Source organism: Promicromonospora sp. NPDC019610, assembly GCF_044389365.1.
In the GTDB taxonomy this organism is placed as follows: Bacteria; Actinomycetota; Actinomycetes; order Actinomycetales; family Cellulomonadaceae; genus Promicromonospora.
Genome location: NZ_JBIRXX010000002.1, coordinates 1,918,738 through 1,931,834 on the forward strand (window position 1 = coordinate 1,918,738; position 13,097 = coordinate 1,931,834).

A 13,097-nucleotide genomic window follows, 5' to 3' on the forward strand; every position below is an offset into this window, starting at 1 on the left:
CGCATCCGTCATGCCGCCGTCGCGGGTGGCACGGCGGACGGGTCGTCGGGAACGGCGGCCTCGCCGGGTATGGGTGCGGGGTCGATGGGTTCGGGCACTCGGATGCGGTGACCCCGCGGATCAGTGAAGACCCACCCCGTCTCCACCAACACACCCCCCGCGGTGTTACCGGTCGCGGGCTTACCCGCCCAGGACATGCCGATCCCCCGCGCATCAACGAGCTGATGGTGGAACCAGCACAACAACGCACTGTTGGCCACCGACGTGCCACCACCCTGGGCCCAGTGCGTCACCGCATGATGGACCTCGCACCGCGACGGCGGCTGATCACACCCCGGGAACACACAATGCCCATCCCGAGCGATCACCCCACGCCGCATCTGCCCCGACACCGTCCGCTGCGCCCGCCCCACATCCAGCACCGCACCATCCGCACCGAACACCACCCGGGTGACCGCACTGTCACACGCCAACCGACGCAACAAACCCACCGGCACCCGACCACCGGACTCCGTGAACACCGCACCACCCGAGCCCAACAGGCCCGGCCCGACAGCCGAACCAGCACCAGCACCAGCACCAGCACCAGCACCAGCACCCGAGCCGAGGACGCCAGGTCCGACGATCGGACTCGGCCCGGTCGCAACTCCTGCCGAAGGCGCCGGCCCGGCTGAGCCCGCCCCTGTCACGCCCGACCGGCCCGGGACAACCTGCCCGCAGGTCAGGCACAGGCCGCCCCGCGTACGAGTGACCTGAGCGACCAGCTCCGACCACGAGACCGTCACGCTCAGGTGCGGACGGATCGACGCACCCGAGGAAGCCTGATTCGTGTCCAGCACCACACGCGCGAGATCCGCCAGACCCTGCGCACGACGCTGCCCCGGGCTCCGGTCATCGCCCACCGCCGGTGCACCGACCAGCGCCTTGACCGCCGTCGTCAGCAGCAGACCGTGCTCATCCGTCAGGAACCCCGCCACGTGGAACCCGCCCAGCGTCTTGGACACATCCAGGAACTCACCCCGGGCCGCCCTGTCATCGTCCACGTCATCCGTGTCCGGGTCCGTCACGGTCGCGAACCGGCGCGCCACCACCCGGAACTGGTCCGCGTTCAACACCGAAGCCTCACGCAGAACCAGACCCTCCCCCGTAACCAACGTCCCCTCACCGATCGCGGTCTCCAAGACCTCGGTGACCCGCTCACGGGTACGCACTCCTTCCGGGTCATCGGCAGGGTCGGGGAAGTCGACACTGACGGTCTGCACGAACGCCTCCGGCGTCGTGGTCTCCCCCGTACGGGTGTCGACCAACCACGCCAACGCATCCTCACGAGTCCGGCTCGTCGGCGCGACCTCCGCCATCACCCGGGCATGATCCGCTCCCAGGGCGCCCGCGACCAGACGCTCACGCGTCACCGGGAGAGCCTGCGCCAGACGACGAGCCGTCGTCACGTCCTTGCGTGCCGTAGACGCCGAGACGCCTTCCCGCAACCGCAACCACGACGCGAACGTCCGCGACATCCCGCCCGAACGCCACGCCCCGTCGTCCTCGATCCGCGGCAACACCGTGAACCGCACACCCTCCAGGCGAGCGGTCACCTTACGGATCCTCGTATGGGCCTGCATCAACGGGGTGATCGTCGGAGCGCCCCAACCCTCCAGGACCTCCGGAGCGACCAGACCCGCCAGCTCCCCCACCGCGGCCTCGATCCGGTCCAACACCTGCTCCAACGACGCCACGCCACCCGCACCCGCTGAGGGCGCACCCTCAAAGCCCGTTCCCTCCATCGACTCCACCGACGCCACCCCCTGCCCTCGTTGTCCGCCTGACACCATTATCTCGAACATTCATACGCACCGCGAGGTGCACTTGTAATCTGTGGATAACTCTTCATCAAGCCCGGCACGGCATACGCTGGCCCGAGAGCCACGCTGCAGAGGCTCGTCATCACTCAGCAGAAGGGACCGGACTCGGTGATAACAGACTCAGGTTCCACCTGCCCTCACGCGGCGTCACAGGAGCGTGCGCACGCCACCCCCGGGCCGACGAGACCCGCGACCCTCGGCTCAGCGCGCGACCGGCGCGCTCCCCCGCAGGATCGACGTCATCTTCTTGCCGCGCGCCAGCTCGTCGACCAGCTTGTCCATGTACCGGATCTGCTGCATCAGCGGGTCCTCGATGTCCTCGACGCGGTACCCGCAGATGACGCCCTTGATCAGGGACACATTCGGGTTCATCGCCGGCGCCTGCGCGAAGAAGGTCTCCAGGTCCACCCCGCTGTCGATCGCCTGCAGCAGGCCGGCGTCGTCGTAGCCGGTGAGCCAGGTGAGCACCTGGTCCAGCTCGGCCGTGGTGTGGCCCTTGCGCTCCACCTTCTGCACGTAGAGCGGGTAGATGCTCGCGAAGCTCATGCCGAATATCCGGTCCCGTGCCATCTCCCGACTGTATCCGGGCCCACCGACACCGCGGAGGAGCTAGCCGAGCTCGATGACGATGCCCGTCAGGTCGTGCAGCACGCTCGCCGTCCCGGCGGCGACGGCCTCGCGCGCACGTTCCGCCGTGACGGCGGCCGGGTGGGCGTCGTCGTTGCCCAGCCCCGTCCCGCGGAACTCCGCACCCGGCCAGACGACGGCGGTCACGTTGTGGGTCGGCTCCGGCAGCTGCGCCCCGACCACCAGGAAGTCGGTCTCCAGGTACTGGGCCGTGATCAGGGAGAACACGTCCACGACGCCGTCGCCGACACCGATCACCAGATCCGGCGCGCCGGCCACGGCCTCGTCGATACGCCGCTCGACGTCGTCGTCGCTCCGCGCCTCCAGCACGGTCAGGTCCGCCCCGTGCTCCGCGGCGTAGTGCTCGACGGCGTCCGTGAGGGTCGCCGTCGCGCCGTCGTCACCACGGGCGACGACGGCGATCGTGTACCCGGCGGGGACGGCGACGTCGTCCCACGTGCCCGGCGTGGGGCGGACGGTCGCCTCCGGCGCCGGCTCGTGGCTGGACCCGACGAACCGCGCTGCGAACCCGGTCAGGGGCGGCGGGCTGGCGGCGCCGTCCGAGGTCGGGCCGGGCGCGACGGCGCCGCACGCGGTGAGGGTGAGCGCGACGGCGGCCGCAGCCAGGGTCGCGGTGAGTCCGGCTGCCGGGCGCCTCACGGCGCGACCGCCCCGGTCCTCGGCGTCCCGGATTCCTCGGGAGCTGCCTGGTCGGAGCCGGCCGACCGCCCGGCCCCGACCGCGGTACCTCCCTTCGCCGCGGCCTCCCCCGCCGCGCCCTCCTCCACCGCGCCCTCCTTCTCCGCCTCATCCGCAGGAACGCCCTCCGCAGGAACGCCCTCCGCCGCCGCGCGCTCCGCGAGCGCCTTGGCGACGGCGGCCTGGACGCGGGCGTCCTCGCGCCGCCCGCGGCTCCGACGGCGGCGCACGATCACGACGACGGCCCCGACCAGCAGCAGGACGACGGCGAGCGGCAGCCACGGCACGGCCCAGCCGGACGCGTGGGCCTCGACGGGGGCGACGCCGGGGGTCGGACCTTCGACGTCGGGCAGCTGGGCGACGAGCACGATGTCGGCGCCGAGCCAGAACAGCGGCGCCACGCCGTCGACCGGCACGGACACCGGCCAGGACTCGCCCGGCAGGAGCTCGGGCACGTCGGCGGCCGCGCCCTGCGCGGCGAGCCAGCCGAACGGGCCGGCGACGCCGACGTCCTGGTTCGCGGCCAGCCGGACGTTGCCGTCGTTGCGGACGGTGTACGTGACGGTCGCGTCCCCCGGCCCGAAGGGGTTGAGGGTCTGGTGGTACTCGACGTGCGCGTCGGTGACCGTCAGGCTCGGCGCGAGGTCGCCGGCGACCCGCAGGTACACGCGGATCCCGGACCGGGTCTCGTAGTCCAGCCCCGCCTCCTGTGCGGTGACGGTGCGCGAGGTGAGGATCGCGCCGGCGTAGTCGCCGGGCGTCGCGTCGTCGGGCACCCGGAGTGTGAAGGGGACGTCGGCGCTCTCGCTGGGCGCGAGGTGCACCTGGTCGACGGCGGGGTCGAGCCAGGAGCCGACGTGCACGGAACCGGTGTCGGCAGAGCCGGTGTCATCAGAACCCGTCTCCTCGTCCTCGGCGCCGGTCTCCCGCGTCAGGACGTCGAGCTGCCCCGCCGTCGTCGTGTAGCCGTCGGCGGCGTAGATGTCGAGCTTCAGCGGGGTCTCGCCGTGGTTGGTGACGACGAGCTCGTCGGACACCTTGGCACCCGGATCCACCGTGTAGCGGAAGTTCTCCCGCTCGGCCCCGTGGTCGTTGGTCGCGGTGCGCACGCCCCAGGTGACGTCGTCCGTGGGCGCGGTCGCGGGCGCCGCAATCATCGGCGCAGCAGTCATCGGCGCAGCACTCAACTGCCCAGCAGCGGTCGGCGCAGCGGCAGCCGGCCCAGCGGCAGCCGGCCCCGCGAGCCCTGTCCCGAGGGCGACGACCAGGGCCGCGAGCCCCACGGACAGGGCCGCCAGCGCGGCCGAGGAGCGAGCGGCGACACGACGCGTGGTCGCGCGGGCGGCGGGCACGGACATGGAACTTCCTTCGGTGGTGCGGGACAGACAGGTTTTCGGGACGGGGATCGACCCGGGTCGCCGGACGGGCGACGCTCCTCGTGAGAGCGCCGCCCGCCTGGCGCGCGGCAGGTCCTGCCTCGGTCAGCTCAGCGCGGTGAGCGTGAGCGTCGCCCGGTAGGTCCCGTCGGTGACGTCGACGGGGATCTTCAGGTCGAGGTCGGCGCCGAAGAGCGCCGAACCCGTGGGGTGCCCGGCCGCGGCGCGGCCGAGGGTCGCCGACTCGGACAGGCCCGGTCCGCCGTCGAACCCGGTCGCGACCTGCGCGCCGGCGAGGGAGCCGCCGCCCGCCTCGATCACGTCGGGGGTCCAGCCGAGGTACTTGCCGGAGAACGACCGGTCACCGGAGGTGAAGTCGCCCACCTGGGCCGAGAGCGACCACTGCGGGCCGCCGCGGCGCGTGTCGGTCACCCGGATCGGGTTGATCGAACCCTCGGCGGCGTAGTGGTCGCCGGCGGCCTCGGCGGTGCCGAGGTCGACCAGCGTGTTGGCGCCGTCGATGCTCCAGACGAACTCGCCCGGGGCGCCCTGCGGCACCACGACCTGGAGCTTCTGGGTGTTCGGGTCGACCGGCTTGGCGATGGTCACCTGGTCCACGACCGAGTTCACGGGGCGGTCGGCGTCCTTGGCCTCGGAGCGGATGGTGCGCACCGAGATGGCGTCGTCGGACACCTCCACGGCCGTGTAGTTGCGCACGTTCTCCTGGTTGAAGGCCGAGAGCCACCACGAGCCGGCCGCGTTCGCCGAGTAGTACTTCGAGCCGGACGCCGAGTTCGCCGTCACGTACAGCACGCCGCCGGGACCCGGGGTGAGGACGTCGGCACCCGCCTCCTCGGCGGGGTCGGCCTTCTCACCGTTGCGGATCAGGTACGAGCGGGCGTAGCTGTGGTCGTGGCCCTGGAGCACCAGGTCGATGCCCAGCTCGGAGAAGAGCGTGGGCCACGTGTTGCGGCGGTCGATCACGTCGCTGTCGGTCGCGTGCGGGCCCACCGAGTAGATCGAGTGGTGGAACGACACGACCTTCCACTTCGCCTCGTCGCCGTGCTCCGCGACGACGTCGCGCACGAACCGCTCGTGCGAGGCGTAGTCCCGGCTGTTGGAGTTGAGGTTGAGGAACAGCACGTCGTTGTAGACGAACCAGTAGTCGCCGCCCGAGCTCGTGCCGGAACCGGGGCCGGCGCTCTCGTCGAGGTTCGGCGTGTTGAAGTGCTGGCGGTACGCCTTGTTGCCGACGTCGTGGTTGCCGTTGTTCGCCACGAACGGGATCTGGCGCAGGTGGTCCGTCGACAGGAAGGCCTCGTACTGCGCCTCGCTGCTCGCCGACTCCACCTGGTCACCGGCCGAGAAGAGCATCTCGGCGTCCGGGTAGGCGGCCGTGGCGACGTCGAGCGTGTCGATCCAGCCCTCGGTGTCGCGCGGCACGTTGCCGGACGAGCCGAGCTGCGGGTCGCCGAAGAACAGGAAGTCGAAGTCGCCGTCGAAGTCCTGCGTGCGGAACGTCGAGACCGCCGACCAGGCGCCCTCCGTACCGGCCGCACCCGCAGTACCCACCCGGTAGGAGTACGCGGTGTTCTCCTGGAGCCCCGTGAACGTCGCGTGGCGGTAGAACTCCCCGCTCGACGACGGCCCGCCCGTGGCGGCGACGCTGACCGCGTCGGCCGGGAAGGCGCCGTCCACGACCTCGCCCGCGGGCGCGATCTGGGCGACCTGCTCGGTGTCCTGGTCCGAGTACCAGGCGAGGTTGCGCTCGGCCTGGGTCGCACCGATGCCGAGCACGAGGTCGGTCACCGTGGTGGTCGGCTCCTCCACCGGCACCTCCACGGGGACCAGCGAGCTGAGGTCGAGGTACACGTCGGAGCTGCTCGCCCGGTCGTTGTAGAGGCCGATCGCCAGCGTGTTCGCGCCGGCCTGGAGCACGTCGGCGGGCACGCTGAACTGCTGGTTCACCGGGTTCCCGGCGCTGGCGCCGGCGTAGGTGAGGTTCTTCTGCGCGTCGGGGACGGCCTCGACGCGCTCGTCCACGAAACCGGCCACCTTGGTGCCGTTGACGAAGATCTGCACCGCGTCGTCGAACGTCACGTCGCCGCGCAGCGACGCGATCTGACCGAGCTGGTCCGCCGTGACGTCGAAGGTCGTGCGCAGGTGGTACGTGGGGATCGCGACCTTCGTCGCCGCGGCCGGGTCCACGTAGTGGTCGAGCACCGTGGTCACGGGAAAGCCGGAGCCGAGGTCCGGCGTCGCCGAGCCGTTCTTCGCGCCGAACGGCCCGGTGGCGCGCTGCCAGCCCGCGTCGTCGAACCCGGCGTAGGTCCAGGTGAGCCGGTCGCTGCTGCCCGCGGCCGGGTCGGTGTTGTCGTCCGAGTACGCCCAGGTGGTCGTGCCGCCCAGGAACGTCGAGGGCAGGTCTGCTGCGCCCGCCGACGTCGCGGCGTAGGTCAGGCCGCCCGCGACGACGGAGACGAGCCCCACCGCCGCGACGGTTGAACGACCCCAGCCGCGCACGGACGCGGCCGGGCGATGGTCATTCGCTTGCATGAGTCCTCCAGTGAAGGGAGCGCCGAGCGGCGCCGAGCCGACACTTGCCCCGGGAGACGAATCGGTGCCGACGCCGGGATGAGCGGCAGATGAACATGCGGCGTGACGGCGGGTGATCTTTGGTCAGCCCAGCCCGAGCACCCGCTGGCCGAACCAGAACAGCCCGACGACCGTCACCCCGGCCGCGACCACGACGCCCGTCCACAGCGCGGTGCGCGGTGCCCGGCGGCGCAGCAGGATCAGCAGCGGGAAGACGACGGCGATGATGCCGAGCTGCACCACCTCGATGCCCACGTTGAACACCAGGAGCGACCACAGCAGCGTCCACGAGAACGGCTCGTCGATGCCGAGCGCCCCCGCGAACCCGAGGCCGTGGACCAGGCCGAAGGCGAAGACGACGGCGAGCCGGAACCAGTCGGCGCGCTCCAGCTGGAGCCGCCCGGCCCGGGCCGGCTCCAGGACTCCGGCATGCAGCGCTCCCCGCCCCCGCCACATCCCCCACACGTGCCACGCCGCCACCACCGCGATCGACAGCGCGATGACCGGCTCGACCACAGCCGCCGGCGCGCTGACCACACCGAGCGCGGCCAGCAGGAACGTCACCGAGTGGGCCAGCGTGAAGGACGTCGCGGCGAGCACGACGTCCCGCAGGCGGCGCGAGCCGACGATGAGCGCGAGCAGGAACAGCAGGTGGTCCGGGCCGCCCAGCAGGTGCTCCGCGCCCAGCACGAAGAAGTGGCCCATGCGCTCGTACCAGTGCTCGACCGTCGAGAAGGACGGCGTGTGCTGCGTGAGCGCCGCGCTGCCGGCGGCGCCGTCGAGCTCGTAGTCCAGGATGGTCGTGGTGCCGGTGACGTAGCCCTCGTCGTCGGCGAAGAGGGTGCTGCGCACCTCGTAGTCGACGGGTTCGCCTCCGGCGTCGCCGGACGCCGCCCCGTCGGGGACAGCACCGCCGGGGACAGCACCGCAGTCGTGGTCCAGCACCAGCACGGCGTACGGCACGCCCTCGCGGTCGGTGATCTCGAAGTCGCCGACCTGCGCCGGGGCGCACGCGACGCCGTCGGCCGTCACCTCGAACCGGTCGGTCACGTAGCCGAGCACCGTGTCGGTGTGCGCCGCGAGCGCCGTCGGCTCGTCGTCGGTCTCCCAGAGGGCCATCCCCTCGTCGAAGAAGGCGCGGTCGTCCTGGTACTCGGCGGCGGAGACGACGAGCAGGTCGTACTCCAGGGCGAGTTCGGTGCGCACGACGCCGGGTTCGGGGGTCGAGGCGTCGGCGTAGACGGTGGAGGTGAAGCCGTGCGCGCCCGCCGGGGCGGCGAGGGCGGGCAGGACGAGGAGCGAGACGAGAGCGGTGAGCGCGGACACGGCCGCGACGGTCAGAGAGCGACGCACGCGGGGCACCATCCACCACGGGGATGAACGGTCCGCGAACGACCGGCGAACAGACACGGAGACAGAGAAGAGCGAGCCGGGACCGGCATCCCGGTCCCGGCTCGCGACAGCCCGCGTCAAGCGGCTACAGCGTCGGCACCAGCACCGTCATCAGCTCGCCCGACCCCAGGTGCACCAGCGCCTTGCCCGGCGTCACCTGCGTCGAGACCGCCGAGCGGGGCAGGCTCGCGCCGACGAGGTCGCCGTCGAACCGGTCCTGCGGGCTGAGCAGCGCGCCGCGCCGGCTCTTCTTGACGTCGACCTGCCAGCCGGAGAAGCCGCTCGCCACCTCGGAGGCGTCGCCGCCGAGGATCAGGCCGCGCCGGTTGTCGGCGGCCGTGCGCAGGTACGCGCGCAGCCAGGACTTGGCGGGGACGTCGGCGACCAGCTCGCCGTCGTCGACGACGAGCACCACGGGCTCGCCGTCGGGGGCGAGGTGCGGCACCAGGTCCTCCTCGGTGATCTCCGTGCCGGTCAGGACGGCGCGCACGCCCTCCCTGCCCTCGAGGTCGCGCAGGATGCTCGGGCGTGGCGCCAGGATGACCACCTGGGTACCGCCGCGCAGCAGCGACTCCGTCATGACGGCGAGCATGGTGGACCGCCCCGACTTGGAGGGTCCGCCCACCAGGAACGCGGGCGCGTCCCCGGCGAGGTCCATGCCGAACGCGGTCAGGTCGTCGCCGCCGACGCCGAGCAGCGCCCACATGGGCTGCGCGGCCTCGGGACCGACGTACTGGTACGCGGCGTCGACCGTGATCGTCGAGGGCAGGTCGTCCACGCGGAAGGGGCCGGTGCCGGGCACCACGTCCTCCCGCTCGCGGACCGTGGCGGCCAGGAGGCGCGCGGCGCTGGTCTGGGCGCGACCCGACGGGTCGTCGCCGAGGATCGCCACCTGCACCTCGAGCCCGCTGCCCGACCGGAACGCGCGGCCCGGCTGGATCTCCTCGGGCAGCTTCTTGTGGTCGATGCCGACCATCCCGTAGTCGAACTTGTCGGTGAGCCGCAGCACCAGCGCGTCGTCGGTCAGCACGCTCATCCGGCTGGAGAGCAGGCTGCGGTCGCCGGACACGAGCAGGTGGATGCCCGCGCTCGCGCCGTCGCGCAGGAGCTCCTGGACGATCTCGACCAGCTTGCCGCTGTCGACCTCGCCGTAGGTGCTCATGAAGCTCTCCCAGCGGTCGATCAGCACCAGCACGCGCGGCAGGCGGGTGCCCGGCTCGGCGAGCTCACGCTGCTCGGTCACGCTGGCGAAGTTGCCGGCCGCGAGGACCTGCTGGCGCCGGCCGAGCTCGGCCTGCAGGCGCGTGAGCAGGCGCTTGGCCCGCTCGGCCTGTCCGCGCTGCACGACGGCGCCGGTGTGCGGCAGCTCGTTGAGCACTGTCAGCGCGCCGTTGCCGCAGTCGATCGCGTACAGGTGCAGGTCGGCCACCGACATCTGGCTCGCCGCGGCGAACGCGCTGGTGCGCAGCACCGTCGAGCGCCCGCTGCCCGGCGCGCCCACCACGTAGCGGTGTCCGAACTCGTCCAGGTCGATCACGGCGGGCCCCTGCCGCTGGTCGGACGGCGAGTCCTCCAGCGCCCAGGCGAACTGCGACTGCGGGCTCGGCTGCACCAGGCGGCCGAACGGCAGCAGGTCGGGCAGCGCGGGCAGCCACGGCCGCCGCGGCTCGTCCCAGCCACCCACGCGTGCCGTCTCCCGCAGCGTCTCGACCAGCGCCGCGAGGTCGGTCTCGACGTCCTCGCTGCGCTTGACCCGGGGGCGGCTGGGCACCGGGGCGCCCAGGTCGGTCACGGGGATCCGCGCCACGAACGGCGCCTCGACCTGCCCGGCGTCGGACAGCGACAGGCGCCGTCCGCCCACGCGTGCCGACTGGAACGGGACCAGCGACGAGTGCCCGAGCCGGGCGTAGGCGCGGCCGGGCTGCGACTTGGCGATCTCCGCGGCCTCGTTCGCGTCGATGACGTCCTTGGACTCGCTCTTGTCCGTCATCCGCAGCGCGATGCGCAGGTTCGTGTTGGCCCGGATCTCCGGGGAGATGACGCCGGACGGGCGCTGCGTGGCGAGGATGAGGTGGATGCCGAGCGAGCGGCCCCGCTGGGCGATGTTGACGAGGCCGGTGACGAAGTCGGGCAGCTCGCGCACCATGGACGCGAACTCGTCGATCACGATCATCAGGCGCGGCAGCGTGGGGCCGACGTAGCCGCGACCCTGCGCGTCGAGGTAGTCCTCCAGGTCCTTCGCACCGGCGGCCGCCAGCACGTGCTCCCGGAAGGTGAGCTCCGCGCGCAGCGAGTCGAGCGCACGCTCGACCAGGTGCGTGTCGAGGTCGGTGACCATGCCGACCGTGTGGGGCAGCTGCTCGCACTGGCTGAACGCCGCGCCGCCCTTGTAGTCGACCAGCACGAAGTTCATGGTCTCCGGCGTGTTCACCACGGCCAGCGAGGCGACGACGGTCTGCAGGAACTCGGACTTGCCGGAGCCGGTCGTGCCGCCCACCAGGGCGTGCGGCCCGTCGCGCACCATGTCGAGCACGAACGGCCCGTCCAGGGACACGCCGACGACGGCCGCCGTGCTCCCCTTGCCGCTCGTCGAGATCATCCGCCACCGCGCCACCATCTGCTCGGCGTCGACCTCCTCGATGTCGAGCACCTCGACGAGGCGTGCCGAGTCGGGGATCAGGCCCTCGCCCTCGCTGGCCGTCACGTCGTGCACCGCGGCGACGGCGCGGGCCACGGGCTCGTACCAGTCGTCCTTCACCTCGTCGACCAGGATGGTGCGCAGGTCGTCGGCGTCCTGCCGGCGCAGCGTCATGCCGCCGTCCACCCGGGCGAGCGCCACGACGGTGCACTCCTCCGGCAGCAGCTGCTCGTCGCCGTCCAGGCAGACGACGCTCACGCCGACGCCGGGGCCGTCGCGCAGGATGGACACGACGCCGGGCAGGGCGCGCAGGCGGCGGGCGCCGTCGAGCACCACGACGACCTGCGGGCCGGACATGACCTTGCCGCCGGCCCCCTCCATGGCGGCCCGGCGCTGCGTGATCAGGGAGTTCACCTCGGCGACGCGGGCGGCGAGGGTGTCCGTCGTCGTGCCGATCAGGGCGACGGCGTCCTGGCCGAACGCCGGACGCGCGTGCGGCAGCCAGGCCGCCCAGGCCCAGTCCTGCACGTGCTCGGAGCTGGTCAGCACGTAGACCTGCACGTCGCGCGGGCTCTGCAGCACCCCGAGCTGGCCCACCATCCAGCGGGCCCGGCGACGCGGCCAGTCCCCCGGACCGGCGAGGCCGACCACGCCGGCCTCCTTGAGCGACACCGTGACCGGGACGGACCGGACGGTCGCGCGGGTCTTGCGGCGGTGCTCCGGCTCGGCGCTGTCCTCGACCTCGACCTGGCTGGTGGCGTCGGCGAGCCCGAGCCGGACCGTGAGGTGGTCGCTGTCGGTGCTCCGGCGCTCCCAGAGGCGCCGCGTCGGCGTGGTGGCGATCAGGCGCAGCTCGGCGGCACCCGGGCTGGAGACCCGGCGCCGGTGCTGCTCGCGCCGCACCGCGTCCAGCACCTCCTCCTCCAGCGCCGCCCGCTCCTCGGCGTGCTGCTTGAGCCGTTCCTTGTGCGTGGTCACGCCGTTGCGCTTGGACATCCACCAGTTGCCCCAGCCCATCAGCGGCGAGGCCAGGGCGAAGAACAGGTAGTACGGCTGCTTCAGCGCGATCGCCATCACGATGCCCAGCACCGCGGGCATGGCCATGCCGAGCCACGGCAGCGGGTTGCGGCTGGGCGCCGCCGGCTCGGCCGGCAGCCGGAAGTGCGTCGCCGGCATCGGCGGCAGCAGGCGGGGCGGCCGGTTGTAGTCCAGGTGCCCCGGCTCGGTCGCGGGCCGCAGGTCGGCGTCGGGCCGCGTGGCCGGCTGGACCGTCAGCACGCTCGGGCCGATCCGGAGCTGCGTGCCCGCGGGCCACGGCGCGTCGTCCTCGCCCAGCGGGTCCTCCGACCGGTCCAGGTGGACCAGGCGGCCGACCGAGCGGGGGTCCGGCATGCGCCGCACGCGCACGGCGCCGTCCAGGCCGACGACGACGGCGACGGCGGCGAGACCGCCCTCACGCGGCTCGTCGACCCGGACCCGGCCGTCGGGACCCACCTGCAGGATCGACTCGCCGACGCCGAGCCGGGCGACCGCGCCCGTGCCGATGCCGCCCGTGACGCACAGGTCGACCGGGCCGCCCGCGAAGCCGTTCCCGATCCCGGGCTCGGTGAACGTGACGACGGCCCCGTCCCGGACGCCGGAGTCGGCGACGAGCAGCTCGGCGCCCGGCGCGGTCCCGGTCGTGGTCGTGGTCGTGGTCGTGGCCGTGGTCGCGGCGCCGTGCACGGAGCGGTCCTGCACCCCGTGGCCCTGGACGGCGCTGCCGTCCACGTACATGGTGCTGCCGCGGGGCGCGCCCACCTCGGCCGCCAAGCGCTCGGCCAGGTCGGCCGCCTTGGTGCGCTCGTCCAGGTCCAGGGACAGGAGCGTCTCGCGCGCGCCGTGGCGCACGGTGATCAGAGCGTGCAT

Annotated in this window: 7 protein-coding genes; all 7 read right to left on the reverse strand. The window is 72.7% G+C overall.

Annotation, left to right across the window (positions count from 1 at the left end):
• Nucleotides 1-8: 8 nt before the first annotated feature.
• Nucleotides 9-1,715, reverse strand: coding sequence for a DUF222 domain-containing protein (locus tag ACH45N_RS20210; protein WP_397397107.1), 1,707 nt, complete (start codon nt 1,713-1,715; stop codon nt 9-11).
• A 348-nt stretch (nt 1,716-2,063) separates the two neighbouring features.
• Nucleotides 2,064-2,432 (reverse strand): DUF2200 domain-containing protein, encoded by a 369-nt coding sequence (locus ACH45N_RS20215; RefSeq protein ID WP_397397109.1) that lies wholly within the window; start codon nt 2,430-2,432, stop codon nt 2,064-2,066.
• A gap of 39 nt (nt 2,433-2,471) precedes the next feature.
• Nucleotides 2,472-3,149 (reverse strand): BMP family ABC transporter substrate-binding protein, encoded by a 678-nt coding sequence (locus ACH45N_RS20220; protein ID WP_397397111.1) that lies wholly within the window; start codon nt 3,147-3,149, stop codon nt 2,472-2,474.
• Nucleotides 3,146-4,546, reverse strand: a complete 1,401-nt coding sequence (locus tag ACH45N_RS20225) for a WxL protein peptidoglycan domain-containing protein (RefSeq protein WP_397397113.1) — start codon at nt 4,544-4,546, stop codon at nt 3,146-3,148. The genes ACH45N_RS20220 and ACH45N_RS20225 overlap by 4 nt, the downstream gene beginning before the upstream one ends.
• Before the next feature lie 123 nt (nt 4,547-4,669).
• Nucleotides 4,670-7,120, reverse strand: a complete 2,451-nt coding sequence (locus ACH45N_RS20230) for a fibronectin type III domain-containing protein (protein WP_397397115.1) — start codon at nt 7,118-7,120, stop codon at nt 4,670-4,672.
• Nucleotides 7,121-7,243: 123 nt separating this feature from the next.
• Nucleotides 7,244-8,512, reverse strand: a complete 1,269-nt coding sequence (locus ACH45N_RS20235) for a HupE/UreJ family protein (RefSeq protein ID WP_397397117.1) — start codon at nt 8,510-8,512, stop codon at nt 7,244-7,246.
• A gap of 124 nt (nt 8,513-8,636) precedes the next feature.
• Nucleotides 8,637-13,097, reverse strand: coding sequence for an FtsK/SpoIIIE domain-containing protein (locus tag ACH45N_RS20240; RefSeq protein WP_397397119.1), 4,461 nt, complete (start codon nt 13,095-13,097; stop codon nt 8,637-8,639).